At 49.8% G+C, this 16542-nt stretch carries 13 protein-coding genes; 11 read left to right on the plus strand and 2 right to left on the minus strand.

The genetic code is table 11. The features are described from left to right. Positions 1-18: 18 nt before the first annotated feature. The gene (locus tag PPHA_RS10740) at positions 19-243 is read right to left on the minus strand and encodes a hypothetical protein (protein WP_012508846.1); all 225 of its coding nucleotides are present in this window, start codon (positions 241-243) and stop codon (positions 19-21) included. Positions 244-400: 157 nt separating this feature from the next. Here PPHA_RS10740 and ilvD point away from each other — a divergent pair, with 157 nt between their 5' ends. From ilvD to cimA, 10 genes are all read left to right on the plus strand, one after another. Continuing rightward, entirely contained in the window at positions 401-2098 is a 1698-nt protein-coding gene (gene ilvD / locus PPHA_RS10745; protein WP_012508847.1) for a dihydroxy-acid dehydratase, read from the plus strand. Between the two features lie 7 nt (positions 2099-2105). Then, positions 2106-3827, plus strand: coding sequence for a biosynthetic-type acetolactate synthase large subunit (gene ilvB, locus PPHA_RS10750; protein ID WP_012508848.1), 1722 nt, complete (start codon positions 2106-2108; stop codon positions 3825-3827). Positions 3828-4066: 239 nt separating this feature from the next. Then, on the plus strand, positions 4067-7513 hold the full coding sequence (locus PPHA_RS14720; protein ID WP_012508849.1) for a PAS domain S-box protein: 3447 nt from the start codon (positions 4067-4069) through the stop codon (positions 7511-7513). Positions 7514-7742: 229 nt separating this feature from the next. Then, positions 7743-8219 (plus strand): acetolactate synthase small subunit, encoded by a 477-nt coding sequence (gene ilvN, locus PPHA_RS10760; protein ID WP_012508851.1) that lies wholly within the window; start codon positions 7743-7745, stop codon positions 8217-8219. A gap of 42 nt (positions 8220-8261) precedes the next feature. Further along, complete coding sequence (gene ilvC, locus PPHA_RS10765; RefSeq protein WP_012508852.1) at positions 8262-9254, plus strand: ketol-acid reductoisomerase; 993 nt, start codon at positions 8262-8264, stop codon at positions 9252-9254. Positions 9255-9270: 16 nt separating this feature from the next. Then, positions 9271-10329: a 3-isopropylmalate dehydrogenase gene (leuB, locus tag PPHA_RS10770; protein WP_012508853.1), complete on the plus strand. Its 1059-nt coding sequence runs from the start codon at positions 9271-9273 to the stop codon at positions 10327-10329. Positions 10330-10353: 24 nt separating this feature from the next. Beyond that, a complete protein-coding gene (locus PPHA_RS10775; RefSeq protein ID WP_041526849.1) occupies positions 10354-11922 on the plus strand; it encodes a 2-isopropylmalate synthase in 1569 nt (522 codons plus the stop codon). 7 nt (positions 11923-11929) lie between these two features. Then, entirely contained in the window at positions 11930-13225 is a 1296-nt protein-coding gene (locus PPHA_RS10780) for a 3-isopropylmalate dehydratase large subunit (RefSeq protein ID WP_012508855.1), read from the plus strand. Positions 13226-13259: 34 nt separating this feature from the next. After that, a complete protein-coding gene (locus PPHA_RS10785; RefSeq protein ID WP_012508856.1) occupies positions 13260-13826 on the plus strand; it encodes a LeuD/DmdB family oxidoreductase small subunit in 567 nt (188 codons plus the stop codon). A gap of 3 nt (positions 13827-13829) precedes the next feature. Next, positions 13830-15440 carry a citramalate synthase gene (gene cimA / locus PPHA_RS10790; RefSeq protein WP_012508857.1) on the plus strand — a complete coding sequence of 537 codons (1611 nt, stop codon included), beginning with the start codon at positions 13830-13832 and terminating at the stop codon, positions 15438-15440. A gap of 97 nt (positions 15441-15537) precedes the next feature. Here cimA and PPHA_RS10795 read toward each other — a convergent pair whose 3' ends face one another. Continuing rightward, on the minus strand, positions 15538-15792 hold the full coding sequence (locus PPHA_RS10795; RefSeq protein WP_012508858.1) for a hypothetical protein: 255 nt from the start codon (positions 15790-15792) through the stop codon (positions 15538-15540). 188 nt (positions 15793-15980) lie between these two features. Here PPHA_RS10795 and PPHA_RS16355 point away from each other — a divergent pair, with 188 nt between their 5' ends. Then, positions 15981-16523 carry a coenzyme F420 hydrogenase/dehydrogenase beta subunit N-terminal domain-containing protein gene (locus PPHA_RS16355; RefSeq protein ID WP_223293904.1) on the plus strand — a complete coding sequence of 181 codons (543 nt, stop codon included), beginning with the start codon at positions 15981-15983 and terminating at the stop codon, positions 16521-16523. Positions 16524-16542 lie beyond the last annotated feature (19 nt).

The raw sequence follows: 16542 nt of genomic DNA on the forward strand, positions 1-16542 counted from the left end.
ATAAACAGCAAATATCCATCAGATTATAACATTTTTAATGTTTGTTTTAATAAAACTTAAAATGTAATTTGCCTCCAGTTTTCGTTTTATACCGAAAAAACCTTTTCCATAAATGTCTGCATTCACATCACAGACCAGATTCTCCAGCAGCAGCGCCGAAACGGCTGCACCTTCGAGTGCACCCTTTTCCTGCGGTTTGGCCCCATATTTGTTGAACTCCCTCAATTCCAGGATCGTCATCATGGTCACTGTGGCTGTCCCACTGGTGAGCGTGTCCGTACTCTGAAACCCAGAGTCGATCCCAAGTCCATTTCTCTCTTTTCAATTGTATGTTCACTGTGGCTTCGGGATCGGCAGCCTCGGGGAAGATATCTGTTAATCGCCAAAAAAACTTACTGCCATGAGATCTGATACCATAAAAACAGGGTTTGAAAAAGCGCCGCACCGCAGTCTTCTTAAAGCTACCGGTTCTATTGTCTCAAATAATGACTTTAAAAAACCCTTTATCGGGATCTGTAACTCCTATAACGAACTCATCCCGGGCCACTCCCACCTGCAGGAGCTGGGTCGCATCGCAAAAGAGGAGGTTCGTAAAGCAGGAGGAGTGCCTTTCGAGTTCAATACCATCGGGGTATGCGACGGCATTGCAATGGGCCATATCGGTATGCGCTACTCGCTTGCAAGCCGTGAACTGATAGCCGACAGTGTCGAAACCGTTGCACAAGCCCACTGCCTCGACGGGCTTGTCTGTATTCCAAACTGCGACAAAATCACTCCTGGCATGATGATGGCCGCGCTGCGCATCAACATCCCGGTTATCTTTGTCTCCGGCGGCCCCATGAAAGCCGGCCACACCCCTTCAGGTCAAACGGTTGACCTGATCTCGGTCTTTGAAGCTGTCGGCCAGTTCAGCGCCGGTAAAATCGGCAACGAAGAACTTGAATCCATTGAAGAGAGCGCCTGCCCGGGTTGCGGCTCCTGTTCGGGCATGTTCACCGCAAACTCAATGAACTGCCTCAGTGAAGCGCTTGGCTTTGCCCTGCCCGGCAATGGCACCATCCTCGCCATTGATCCACGGCGCAACGAGCTGGTCAGAGAGGCCTCCCGCCGCATTATTGATCTCGTTAAAAAAGATATCAAGCCACGCGATATTCTCTCGCGCAACGCCCTGCTCAACGCTTTTGCCCTTGATTTCGCAATGGGAGGCAGCACCAACACCATCCTGCATACACTCGCCATTGCAAACGAAGCTGAGCTCGATTTTAATTTTTCTGAGTTGAACGCCCTTTCAGCCAAAACACCCTATATCTGCAAGGTCAGCCCTGCAACAATGGCTGTCCATATCGAAGATGTAGACCGGGCAGGTGGTGTATCGGCTATCCTTCATGAGCTCAGCAGAATTGACGGACTGCTTGACCTCTCCACCTTAACCGTAACCGGCAAAACACTTGGCGAAAACATCGCCGACGCAGAGATTCTTGACTACACCGTCATCAGAAGTATTGACGAACCCTACTCCGCAACGGGCGGCCTTGCCGTTCTTTTCGGAAACCTTGCTCCGCAGGGAGCCGTGGTCAAAACCGGTGCAGTAGCCCCTGAGATGATGAAGCATACCGGTCCGGCGAAAATCTATGACTGCCAGGACGACGCCATCAAAGGCATTATGGGTGATGATGTCAAGGCCGGAGATGTGGTCGTGATCCGCTATGAAGGCCCTAAAGGAGGTCCCGGAATGCCGGAAATGCTCTCTCCCACCAGCGCCATCATGGGCCGCGGGCTTGGAGAGTCGGTTGCACTCATTACCGACGGACGCTTCTCAGGAGGATCAAGAGGAGCCTGTATAGGCCATATTTCTCCCGAAGCTGCCGAGCGCGGCCCGATTGCCGCTTTGCATAACGGTGACTTAATCACCATTGATATTCCGTCAAGGAGCATCTCGGTCAATCTGACCGAAGAAACGATCAATGAGCGGCTGGCAGCGCTAAAGCCGTTTGAACCAAAAATAAAAAAAGGATATCTGGCCAGATATGCACAAATGGTCACCTCTGCCAATACCGGAGCAATCCTGAAAAATCCTGTTTCCTGTGAACCTAAATAAAACAGCCATGCAAGCATCAGGCCAAACACTCAATGGCTCAGAAATATTTTTCGAATGTCTGCGACGTGAAAACGTTGAATATATTTTCGGCTATCCGGGCGGATCTCTGCTGAAAGTTTACGAGACACTCTATGATATCGAAGACATCAAGCACATTCTGGTCCGTCATGAACAGGGCGCAACCCACATGGCCGAGGGATATGCCCGCGCCACGGGAAAGCCCGGTGTTGTTCTTGTCACCTCCGGCCCCGGAGCAACAAACACCGTCACCGGAATTGCCAACGCCTATATGGACTCCTCTCCAATGGTGGTCTTTACCGGACAGGTTCCCAGCTCACTGATTGGCAACGACGCCTTTCAGGAGGCTGATATTGTGGGCATCACCCGACCGATAACCAAGCACAACTTCCTTGTCAAGGATGTCAGGGAGCTTGCCATAACCATCCGAAAAGCCTTTTTCCTTGCAACAAACGGCAGGCCAGGACCGGTTCTTGTTGATATGCCAAAAGACATCCTGAATGCATCATGCCTCTTTCAGTGGCCTGAAACGGTTGATATCCGAGGCTTCAAACCAACCCTCAAATGCCACATCAACCAGATTCAAAAGGCGGCGCATAAAATTGCCAATGCAAAACGCCCCCTTCTTTACATCGGTGGCGGGGTTATCAGTGCGGAAGCATCCGAAGAGCTCCGCGCCTTTGCCATACAGCAGAATATACCGGTCACCATGACCCTTCAGGGGCTTGGTTCCTTTCCCGGAAACCATCCACTCAGCATGGGGATGCTCGGCATGCACGGCACCTACTGGGCAAACCGTGCGGTCAATGCCTGTGATCTCCTGATTGCTGTTGGTGCACGCTTCGACGACCGGGTCACCGGCAAAGTAGATACCTTTGCACCACAGGCATACAAGATCCATAATGACATCGACCCCACCAACGTTGACAAAAACGTCAAGGTTGACCTGCCCATTGTTGGTGACGCAAAACACTTTCTCTCTTCACTCATCGAAGAGATGCCCGACACGGTCGAAGAGCGCACAGCATGGCTTGCCCAAATCCATGAGTGGCAGGAGATGTGCCCGCTGACCTACAAAAGCGATGACAACGAGCTCAGAACCGAATTTGTTATTGACGAAGTTTCAAAACAAACCCAGGGCAACGCCGTAGTAGTCACCGATGTAGGCCAGCATCAGATGTGGACTTCGCAGTTCTATACCTTCATCAATCCACGATCGATCATCACCAGCGGTGGACTCGGCACCATGGGCTACGGCTTGCCTGCTGCCATCGGAGCCGCCTACGGCATTACGGATCGCCCGGTTGTTCTCTTCAGCGGAGATGGAGGCTTTATGATGAATGTCCAGGAGCTTGTTACAGCGGTACATGGTAAAGTCCCGATAAAGATCTTCCTGATCAACAACAGCTTTCTCGGTATGGTCCGCCAGTGGCAAGAGCTTTTCCACCAGGAAAAATACTCCTTTACCGATATTGGCGACAGCAACCCCGACTTTGTCAAGGTTGCTGAAGCATTCGGCTGCAAGGCCATCATGGCCGACAATCCTGATCGTGCCAGAGAGGCGATCAAGGAGGCGCTTGCCTGGAACGAAGGGCCGGTTCTTGTTGATTTCAGGGTTTTCAAAAAAGATATGGTCTTCCCTATGGTTCCCGCCGGAGGCTCAATTTCAGATATGCTCCTGGAACGGTTGAATCCAAAAACAATGGTCTGAACCAGATTCTGAAGAGGACTGCGAGTAAGAGAACACCGCAGGGTAAACTCGCAGCCCTCTTCATCTGATAACGAACTGAACAACCACCATCTCAGCCAACCACCCGCCAACTTTGGGAATTGCTTTGTGAATTACTTATAGTTAAAATCAGTCAACGAGTTACTGATTGTGCTGTAATGTATAAAAATGGTAATACGCATCGGGTTCCAGATGCGTAAACAGATTTTGCCAACAAAACGATGTGCACAACAAATTCCCTTCCGGAGAGCAAGCTGGCCAACGATCCGGTTTTTGCATTGCTGGAGTCCCTTCCTGAAGAAGCTCTTCTCATCGACCCAAACGGCATAATTCTTACTGCCAACACCCTGTTTGCCGCACGTTTCAGCATCTCTGCAGAGGAGTGCATCGGCTCTGTAGTCTATGATTTGATTGCAACCATACTGCAAATTCCAGAACAGGCGTTTCACTACAAAGAAAAGATTGGAGAGGTACTTCGCCTGGGCAAACGAATGGTTTTTGAAGATGGAAAAGGGAATTTGAATTGGAAATTTACCATTAATCCCGTCTTGTCACCGGAAGGGACGATCACTCGATTGTTCATCACCATTGCAGATATCTCCCGGCAAAAACAGAAGGAGACAAGGTTCAATGAATGCAAGGTAAAGTTTAACCAGGCCCTTGAAGCTGCACGAGCGGGCGTCTGGGAATGGGACTTGACAACGAACGATAATATCTGGTCGGACGAAATATGGCCGTTATACGGGCTGGAGCCAACCAATAATAATCCCTCCTTCCATCTCTGGGCAAGTGTCATTCATCCTGAAGATCGTGACTCTGTCATAAGCGCTGTTACTGAAGCCGCAAAATGTGACGCCGAGCTGAACATTGAATATCGCGTCTGTTATCCCGACGGCTCCATGCACTGGCTGATGTCCCGAGGCAAACCCTTGCATGACCTCAACGGCAGGACAGTGCGCTACATCGGAACGATTATTGATATCACCAAACGCAAGGAGTTTCAGGAGAGGCTTCTTGCCGCCAATGAGCGAATGCATTTTATTCTGGCCGCGACCAGTTCCGGTACCTGGGAACATGATATAACCACAAATACCAATATCTGGTCAGATGAAATATGGAGTCTCTACGGGCTTAAACCAAACAGTGTTGAACTGAACTATGAAAGCTGGATAAACACCATTATCCCGGAAGAGAGGGAACGAGTGAGACAAGCCACCATTGATGCCGTAAATAAGGGTTGCGAGTTCATTTGTTCCTGGCGTATTCCCGGAGCTGATGGAGCAGTACGATGGCTCATGTCGAAAGGAACTCCGGTAAAAGATTCCGAAGGAAAAATAGTTCGGTATGCCGGTATCATGATTGACATCACTGATCAAAAACAGAGGGATGATGCACTCAAAGAGAGCGAAAATCGCTTCAGGATGGTGTTTGAAAAGCATTCATCGATCATGCTCGTTATTGAGCCCGATACGGGCAGAATCATAGACGTGAATCAAGCGGCTGTCAACTTTTACAAGTGGCCAACTGAAACGCTCAAACAGATGACCATCCGGCAGATCACTACAGAGCCGTTTGAGAGCAGACAGAACCAGACCCATCAGATAGCCGATGGCTCAATACGTGATGTTGAAGTGTACAGTTGCTTGATTCCATTTGGTGAAAAGGAAATACTCTATGCCATCATGAACGACATCACGGAGCGCAAAAAGGTTGAACAGGCGCTAGCCGTAAGTGAAAAAATGTTTCGTTCCATTACCGAACAAATTTCCGAGATCGTTTTTATTACGGATCAAAGTGGAATTACAACCTATGTCTCACCTGCTGTTGAAACAATTTCCGGCTATAAAGCTGATGAGGTGATTGGTCATCGCTTTGTCGAGTTTATGGCTGAAGAGGACATTGAGAGGGCGATCAGCTCGTTTCAGAATGGGTTGATGATGCAGGTGGATGAAGTGCTCGAATTCCGCTACAGAAAAAAAGATCGCTCTCTCTTTTACGCAGAAATTCATGTGCAATTTTATAAGCATGAAGGATTTATCGGATATATCGGATTGATACGCGACATTACAGAACGAAAAAAATATGAGCAGGAGTTAATCGAAAGCAGACAGCTTCTCAAGAGTATCTATAATCAGGTCAATTACGCCATTTTTGTTGTCGACATTTTAACGGATGGCACTTACCGCTATAACTCCATTAACCCGCTCAGTGAGCAAATATCGGGCGTCACAAGTAATGAACTCGCCGGAAAAACACCTGAGCAATTCTTTCCTCCCCCTATTGCCAAATCGGTTACTCAGCACTATAACGACTGTATCCGTGAAAACAAGATCATTCACTATGAAGAGTCCATGATGTTTCATGGCAAAAGCTCTTTATGGGAGACCGTGCTGAACCCTGTTCGTAATGAAAACGGAGCTATTTTCAGAATTATCGGCACCAGCGTAGATATCACGGAACGCCGCCAAATCGAAGAGCAGAGAGCGGAACTTTCCGTTCAACTTCAACAGTCACAGAAAATGGAGATGGTCGGACGACTGGCTGGAGGTATCGCTCATGATTTCAATAATATGCTGACGGTTATTCTTGGTCATTCAGAAATGGCCATGGAAACGAGTGACCCCACACTGAAAACCTATGCCCAGTTTGTTGCTATCCACCAGGCGGCAACCCACTCTGCAAATCTGACCCGGCAACTGCTTGCTTTTGCCCGAAAACAGGTTGTCTCTCCAAAAATTGTTGAACTGAACACGGCGATTACAGAGATGCTTCCCATGTTGAGGCGTCTCATCGGTGAAAATATCATGCTGACCTGGATTCCGGAATGCAAAAATTGCTATATCAAAATTGATCCATCACAGATCGACCAGATTCTTGTCAATCTCTGTATCAATGCACGTGACGCTATAACTGGCAATGGCAGAATCACTATCGATAACCGTTGTGTCACTCTGCCTGAAATCCCCTGTGAAACCGATAAAACTGCGTGTCACTCCGCAGACTATGTCTCACTTTCTGTACATGATGATGGATGTGGTATTGAACCAAACGATCTTCAACATATTTTTGAGCCCTTTTTCACCACAAAAGAGAGTGGAAAAGGCACTGGACTCGGTCTTTCAACCGTCTATGGCATTGTCAAACAAAACAACGGCAATATTGAATGCCGAAGTGAACAGGGAAAAGGCACAACCATAACGATTCAACTGCCCAAGCATATGGTACAGGCCATAACGAATCCAGATAGAGATCAGAAGCAACTACTCAAGAAAGGGCATCAGACAATCCTGCTTGTCGAGGATGAACCTGGCATTCTCAAACTCTGCAAACTCATCCTTGAACAGAACGGTTATAACGTGCTGGCCTTTGAACGAGCCGCAGACGCCATTAGAATGGAAAAAAATTACCCTGGAACGATCGACCTTTTAGTGACCGATGTCATCATGCCGGAAATGAATGGAGCCGAGCTTTCGAAAAAGCTGCTTGCCGCACGCCCCGGACTTAATGTGCTCTTTATCTCAGGTTACACTGCTGACATTATTCCCCAAAATACAATAGTTGACAGTCAGCTAAACTTTATTCAAAAACCGTTTAACCCCAAAACGCTGACGACAATCATCTATAATATCCTCAATCCGAAGTTGCATAAGACACCGGTAATGGAATAAACTCGCCACAGCATATCAGTACCAACATTTGCAAGCGAGGATGCATGGGAAACATACTTCCCGGCCCGGCCCACTCATTTCAAAAAAAACTTTATATTGACTTTCATGTAAAGTTATACACTCCGCGTTTTTTTACCTTCGGATATTACAGCCAGGAATATCTGTAAATTTTTTGTAAATGGGCACTGTAACCCATGCCATGAGTTACAGTAAAAGGGATCAATAAACTATGAAACACATCATATCAGTACTGGTTGAAAACAAGTTTGGCTCTCTTAACCGGGTTGCCGCCATGTTCAGCGCCCGGGGGTTCAACCTTGAGAGCATCTCCATTGGAGAAACCGAGGATACGGAAATCTCACGCATGACCATTGTAACGAGAGGGGAAGACCAAATCGTCAGTCAGGTGCTCAAACAGTTGAACCGGCTGGTCGATACCATCAAGGTTACCGATCTCACCCGGCAGCCGCATGTTGAACGGGAGCTGCTCCTGATGACCCTGAAGCTCAGCAAGACGGTACAGCATGAGATTTTTGAGCTTATCAATGTTTTTAAAGGAAAAGTCGTGGATATAAAACAAAAATCCATTACTATTGAGGTCATCGGATCTCCGGACAAGATCAACACAACTATCGATATCTTCAAGCCGTACGGCATAAAAGAGCTTGCCCGTTCTGGCGCGGTAGCAATACACCGGGGAGAGTAACCTGTTTTTTACTGAATCACCAATCAAACCTATTCTACCAACATGAACGTTTACTATGAGCAGGATGCCGATCTCGGTTATCTTCAGGGAAAGAATATTGCAGTACTCGGTTATGGCAGTCAGGGTCATGCCCATGCCCTGAACCTCAAGGAGAGCGGCCTGAACGTCTGCGTCGGCCTTCGCCCCGAAAGCGCATCGTGCGCAAAAGCACGGGAAGCAGGCCTCGAAGTCAACACCGTTGCTGAAGCAACAAAATGGGCCGATATTGTGATGGTGCTTCTCCCCGACCAGAACCAGAAAGCGGTCTACGACGCAGAAATTGCTCCGAACCTTGTTGCCGGAAATACCCTTGCTTTTGGTCACGGCTTCAATATTCACTACAAACAGATTATTCCGGCAGAGTCAATCAACGTTATCATGATTGCGCCGAAAAGCCCCGGCCACCTTGTACGCCGTACCTTTACCGAAGGCAACGGTGTCCCCTGCCTTATCGCAGTGCATCAGGATGCTACCGGAGAGGCCAAACAGCAGGCGCTTGCATGGGCAAAAGCTCTTGGCGGAACCAAGGCTGGCGTTATTGAAACCTCCATCAAGAATGAGACTGAAACCGATCTTTTCGGTGAGCAGGCTGTGCTGTGCGGCGGTTCTGCCGAACTGATCAAAGCCGGTTTTGAAACCCTTGTTGAAGCAGGATACCCGGAAGAGCTTGCCTACTTCGAATGTATGCATGAGCTGAAACTGATTGTGGATCTCTATTATGAAGGCGGCCTTTCAAGAATGAACTACTCCGTCAGCGATACCGCTGAGTACGGCGGCATGACCCGCGGACCACGCCTTATCACTCCTGCGGTGAAGGCAGAGATGAAAAAAATTCTTGAAGAGGTACAGGATGGCCGTTTTGCCAAAGAGTTTATCGATGAATGCAACGGTGGCTACAAAAACCTGAACAAACTCAGAGAGGAAAACAGTGGTCATGCCATTGAAAAGGTAGGCGCAAAACTTCGCGACATGATGAGCTGGCTGATCAAAAAATAACCCATTCAACAGAAGAATGTACAAGATTGTCTCAATACCAGGTGACGGTATAGGCCCGGAAGTGGTTGCAGGAGCTGTTTCAGTACTGGAGCAGCTCTCCAGAAAACATGGCTTTGAAATTGTGATTGAAGAGCACCCCTTTGGCGGCGCCTCCTGGGAACTGCATGGAGAGATGCTCACCCAGGCAACGCTTGATGCCTGCCGGAACTGCGATGCCGTACTGCTTGGAGCCGTTGGCGGCCCCAAATGGGAGAGCCTGCCACACGAACACAAGCCGGAAGCTGCGCTGCTCAAAATCCGAAAAGAGCTTCAACTCTTTGCCAACCTCAGACCGGCAAAAGTCTACGACGCACTGATCGACGCATCCTCACTCAAAGCAGATGTGGTTCGTGGCACCGATTTCCTTGTTTTCAGAGAACTTACCGGCGGCATCTATTTCGGCCAGCCACGCGGCTTCGATGAAAACCGGGGCTGGAACACCATGGTCTATGAACGCTATGAAGTTGAGCGCATCGCCCGTCTGGCCTTTGAAACAGCCCGGAAACGGAAGGGCAAGGTCGTCTCGATCGACAAGGCAAATGTACTTGAAGTATCACAGCTCTGGAGAAATGTGGTGCATGAACTGCACAAGGAGTTTGCCGATGTGGAGCTGAGCGACATGTATGTAGACAACGCTGCAATGCAGATTGTCCGCAATCCGAAACAGTTTGATGTGATTGTAACAAGCAACCTCTTTGGTGACATTTTGAGCGACATTGCAGGCATGATTACCGGCAGTCTCGGTATGCTCCCTTCTGCAAGCATCGGTACAAAATATGCCCTCTACGAACCAATCCACGGAAGTGCACCGGACATTGCCAGCCAGAACAAGGCCAACCCGATAGCCACCATAGCATCGGTAGCCATGATGTTCGAACACAGCTTCAAAGTTCCGGAGATTGCCCGTGAGATCGAGCAGGCAATTGAGTCCGCCCTTGCCTCCGGCTGCCGGACAGCAGACATAGCCAATACAGGTGACAGGGTGATTTCAACAACAGAGATGACAGAAGCAATTGTCAGGCACCTCGGCGCCTGATCAAAAAAAAGGCCAAAAAGAGTGGTGAAAGAGAAGATAATCGTATTTGATACAACCCTGCGCGACGGAGAGCAATCCCCCGGGGCCTCGCTCAATGTGCAGGAAAAGGTAGAAATTGCCCGGCAGCTTGAAAAACTTGGGGTAGATGTGATAGAGGCTGGTTTTCCGGCTTCATCACCCCTGCAACTTGAAGCGGTTCAGCGGGTAAGCGCAGAGTCCAAAGCCGTTGTGGCCGCACTGGCCAGAGCGGTGGAAAAGGACATTACCGCCGCCTGGAAGGCGCTGCAGCAGGCACGCAAACCCCGCATTCACACCTTTATCGGCACCTCCGATATTCATATCACCGGGAAATTCGGCAGTGACCGTTACGGCCTCAGCCTGCAGGAAAAGCGGCAAACCGTTCTCAACATGGCGGTGAACGCCGTAACCTTTGCCAAAACCTTCACTTCGGATATTGAATTTTCCGCTGAAGATGCAGGACGCACCGATCAGGGTTTTCTCGCAGAAATCATCGAAGCCGTTATTGCGGCAGGTGCAACCACCGTCAACATTCCCGACACCACAGGCTATACCTGGCCTTCAGAATTTGGCCGGAAAATAGCCGACCTCCGGAGCCGCGTCAGCAACATCGGCAATGCCATCATCAGTGTCCACTGCCATAACGACCTCGGTCTTGCCGTAGCAAACACACTCAGTGCAGTTGAACATGGCGCTCGTCAGGTGGAGTGCTCCATGAACGGCATCGGAGAGCGGGCCGGAAACGCTTCGCTCGAAGAGATTGTGATGGCGCTGAAAGTACGCAGCGACCTGCACAACTTCTACACCGATATCGTCACCGAAGAGCTCTACAATACGAGCCGTATGGTCTCGACCTTTACCGGCATCATTATCCAGCCCAACAAGGCAATTGTTGGCGACAATGCATTTTCACACGAATCGGGCATTCACCAGGACGGGATGCTGAAAAACCGGCAAACCTATGAGGTGATGACACCTGAATCGGTAGGAGTGCCGCAAACAAGCATCGTGCTTGGCCGCCACTCCGGCAAACACGGTCTCTCATCCCGTCTTCTGAGCCTTGGCTATAACCTTGATGATACCGAACTCGAAGCGGTCTACAAGCGCTTTGTTGAAGTTGCCGACAAAAAAAAAGAGGTCTATGACGATGACCTGAGAGTGCTGATGGGCGATGAACGGAGCAAGCCGAAAAACGCTTATGAGCTCGATTACCTCCACATCAACAGCGGTACAGCCTCAATTCCGACCGCAACCATCAGGATCCGGCACAAAGAGCAGATCTTTGAAGAATCCGCAATCGGCGACGGCCCGGTAGATGCCTGCTTCAGAGCCATTGAGCGTGCCCTTGGCATCGAATCGATGGTTACCTCCTACTCCGTCCGCTCCACCACTGCCGGACGTCAGGCACTCGGAGAGGCGCTTGTCCGCATCCGGGACAAGAATGTCTCCTTTAACGGAAGAGGGGTCTCGACCGATATCATAGAGGCCAGCGCCAAAGCCTATCTGCAGGCTCTCGGCCTGCGCCAGCATCATTTTGACAACATCACTACAGAAACCATAGAAAGCGGGGTTTAAGAATACCATGGCACAAACAATAACCCAGAAGATCCTTTCAAAAGCCGCAAACAGAAAATTTGTCGACGCTGGTGAAAGCGTTTGGCTGAATGTCGACATCCTCCTTACCCACGATGTCTGCGGGCCACCAACCTTTGATATTTTCAAGCAGGAATTTGGCGCCGACGCAAAAGTATGGGATCCCCGTAAAGTTGTCGTCCTGCCTGACCACTATATTTTTACGGCAAACGAGCACGCCCATCGCAACATTGATCTCTTGCGCCAGTTTGCAAAAGAGCAGCAGCTTGAGCACTACTATGATGTCGGCACCGACCGCTACAAAGGCGTCTGCCATGTAGCCCTGGCGGAAGAGGGATTCAATCTGCCCGGCACCGTGCTCTTCGGAACCGACTCCCATACCTGTACTTCCGGAGCTTTCGGCATGTTCGGCTCGGGCATTGGCAACACCGATGCAGCCTTCATTCTTGGCACTGGCAAGCTCTGGGAAAAAGTTCCGGAATCCATCCTCTTCACCTTCGATGGTCAGATGCCCGAATATCTGACAGCAAAAGATCTCATTCTGCAGATTCTTGGCGACATCACAACCGACGGCGCAACCTATTGTGCGATGGAATTTGACGGCGAAGCGATTTTTTCCCTTCCGATGGAAGAGAGAATGACCCTGACCAACATGGCCATCGAAGCGGGTGGCATGAACGGCATCATCGCAGCAGACAGCATCGCAGAAAATTATGTCAAGGCAAGAAGCCAGAAACCCTACGAGCTCTTCCAGAGCGACCCGGATGCCCGATATCACAGCAAGTACCGCTACGACGTCAGGACGCTTGAACCTGTGGTTGCACAGCCGCACAGCCCCGACAACCGCGCCACCGTCAGAAGTGTTCAGGGAACAAAGATTACCAAGTCCTATATCGGCTCCTGCACCGGCGGCAAACTGACCGATTTTATGATGGCCGCAAAAATTCTGAAGGGTCATAAGGTTTCCGTTACCACCAACATCGTGCCAGCCACAGTAAAGGTTGCCCGTGACCTTGAGTGCGAACTCTACGACGGACAGAGCCTGAAACAGATCTTTGAAGATGCCGGATGCACCATTGCCCTTCCCTCATGCGCCGCATGTCTGGGTGGCCCTGCCGATACCGTCGGACGCTCGGTTGACAACGATGTTGTCGTCTCAACCACAAACCGCAATTTCCCCGGACGAATGGGCAGCAAACATGCAGGGGTATACCTTGCCTCCCCACTCACAGCAGCCGCATCGGCAATTACGGGTAAACTCACCGATCCGAGAGATTTCCTCTGATCGCACTTGAACTTTGGGCAAACAGACACAAATAATGGAAACCATCATTCAGGGAAAAGCCTACGTTTTAGGCAAAAATATTGATACCGACCAGATCATTCCAGCCGAACATCTGGTCTACAGCCTCTCCGATCCCGAAGAGGTGATTCTCTACGGCAAATATGCCCTTTCAGGAGTACCACCCGAACAGGGAGGGCTGCCCCAGGGCAACATCCTCTTCATCGAGGAGGGAAGCTGCCACTCAAACTATACGATCATCATTGCCGGGCCAAACTTCGGTTGCGGATCGTCACGGGAGCACGCTCCCTTCGCCCTCAAGGTTGCCGGAGTCAAGGCCATTGTAGCCGAATCGTACGCACGTATTTTTTATCGCAACTGCGTTGACGGCGGTTTTGCCATCCCCTACGAAAGTGCGGAACAACTGAACCAGCTCATCAAAACCGGTGACGAACTGAAAATCGACGTCGAAGCCAACACCATCGAAAATCTGACAAGCAACATCACCTACAAGCTCAATCCCCTTGGCGATGTCTTCAATATTGTTGAGGCTGGCGGTATTTTTGCCTATGCCCGTCAGGAAAATTTAATGCCCCAACACTGATTTATGACTGTTACCACAAAAAAAATAGAACTTTACGACACCACCCTCCGTGATGGCACACAGGGTGAGCATATCAACCTCTCGGTTCAGGACAAGCTCCTTATCGCACAGAAGCTTGACGAATTCGGCATGGACTATATCGAAGGTGGATGGCCGAGCAGCAACCCGAAAGATGAAGAGTTTTTCATCAAGGCACGGCAGCTTTCGTTCAAACATGCCAGGCTCACCGCCTTCGGTTCAACAGCCCGTTTTGTAAAAAGCGTTGAAAGCGACCCCAACCTGCTCGGGCTGCTCCACTCCGAAACACCGGTGATCACCATCTTCGGCAAAACATGGCAGGCACACTCTGAAAAAAGTCTTGGTATTTCCGATGAAGAGAATGCCGAACTGATCTATCGCTCCGTTGCCTTTCTCAAGCAGCAGGGACGAGAGGTCTTTTTTGATGCCGAACACTTTTTCGATGGCTACAAAAACAACCCGGAATTTGCCCTGAAAATGCTCCTTTCAGCCGTTGAGGGTGGAGCGTCAAGAATTGTACTTTGCGACACCAACGGAGGTTCACTGCCCCATGAGGTGACCGATATCGTATCCCGTGTTCTGGCCGTCACCGGTGTTCCTGTGGGTATTCACAGCCACAATGATGGTGATCTCGCCGTAGCAAACTCCATCGCCTCCGTCATGGCTGGAGCAACCCATATCCAGGGAACCATCAACGGCATCGGCGAACGGTGCGGCAACGCCAACCTCATCAGCATTATTCCCAACGTCATGCTGAAGCTGCAACGCTCATTCACCTTTGTCGAGCACCTCACCCAGCTCACCTCACTCTCGAAGTTTGTCTACGAGATTCTCAACATGCCGTCAAATACCCGGGCGCCTTTTGTCGGGAAATCGGCATTTGCCCACAAAGGGGGTATCCATGTCAGCGCAGTCATGAAAGAGAGCTCACTCTACGAGCATATCAACCCCACACAGGTCGGAAACCGCCAAAGGGTCCTTGTCTCCGAGCTTGCCGGCCAGAGCAACATCCGGTACAAGGCACACGAACTCGGCATCACCCTGCCCGAAAAAAGCGAACTCTTCAAGAATATCGTGCACCACATCAAGGAGCTCGAACACGAAGGGTACCAGTTTGACGGAGCCGAAGCCTCATTCGAACTCCTGCTGCATAAAGAGATCGGCAACTTCAAGCCATTTTTTGAAGTGCTTGAAACCAAGGTGCATATCGAATCGAGCAAGAACGCCAAAAACGTCGACCAGGCAGTACTCAAGGTCAGGGTTGGAGAGGAGATAGAACATATCGCCGCCGACGGTGACGGCCCGGTCAACGCCCTCGACAAGGCGCTCCGCAAAGCGCTGATCCACTTCTACCCCGAAATCAAGAGCATCAAGCTGGTTGACTATAAAGTTCGTGTACTCGAAGAAAAACGGGGAACCAGCGCCAAGGTGCGGGTACTGATAGAGTCAAGCAATGGCCGCTTCACCTGGGGAACAGTCGGTGTCTCCACAAACATCATTGAAGCAAGCCTCCACGCCCTTGAAGACAGCATGAACTACCACCTCTTCACGCTGAAGGCATCAGCTCCTGCTGCAAAACAGGTACCACAGGGATGATATCTCAACATTTCGAAAAACCAGCGCCACACTCTACTCCCTGAAAGGATAAGAGGGTGATGCTGGTTCAAGGGCTTAAAACGGGATGTTCTTCTTTTCAGGATTGTTTGCCATCCATGACCGCTTTCTGTGCATCATCTTTTTTCAGAATGCCATCTTCGACCATTTTGTTGATCGCCTGTGAAAGTTGCTCATGGGTACGAAGCAAGGCTGGCATTGACATCGCCAGCGCCGCAACAGGCCTGATATTTGCTTTTTCTTTTTCAAACTGCATGATATTGACAAGATCAAAACGGATGATGCCATCAATCAGTGTAATATTGGCTACTCCGTCAGCATAGATAGTCTGCATATTTTTTCTCCCTTGAAAATGATTTGTGTTTCGTTTCGCTTACCATAGCGAAGCCACAATATATTAACCGCTGCATCTTATTTTATAAATAATTCGTTGATGTATACGGAATTATCCCTATTTTTTGACCAACCCGTGTTGTCGTATAAAAGAAAAACCTCATAACCACAAGCGCACTCGATCCCGGTATGCCTACTTCAGACAAAGGACTCTGCAGTTCATGCGGTCTCTGTTCCAATCAGGCTTGGCCGGTTGAACAAAGTCTCCAAAGCTGTGTTTTTAAAAATGGCTGGCTCGGCGAAAGGGAGAAACAGCTTTTCGGGCGGGAACGCAAGCTCGATGATCCGGTTGAAATGCGCTTTGGCATCACACTTGACCGTTTTACAGCTCAACTGAAACTGCCGCTACCCGGATCGCAGTGGAGCGGAATCATTACCCGAATGGCCATGAAGGCCTTTGAAGAGAAGCTTGTTGAAGGCGTTGTATCGCTGCAGCACACTCCCGGCAACCATTTTTTCTCTCAACCGGTGTTAGCCCGAAACAGCGATGAGATCTACGCAACAAGAGGCAATAAACCGGTGCTCTCCCCACTCTTATCCTCCCTTGAAAGCGCATATCATCAGGGGCTGAAAAAAGTCCTTGTCATTGGAGCGGCATGTCACCTCCATACACTCCGGGATTTCAAGGAACGATTCGAATACCTGCAAGAGATGGAGCTCCTCACCATATGAATTCCCTGCATAGACAACG

Source organism: Pelodictyon phaeoclathratiforme BU-1, assembly GCF_000020645.1.
GTDB classification, from domain to species: Bacteria; Bacteroidota; Chlorobiia; order Chlorobiales; family Chlorobiaceae; genus Chlorobium; species Chlorobium phaeoclathratiforme.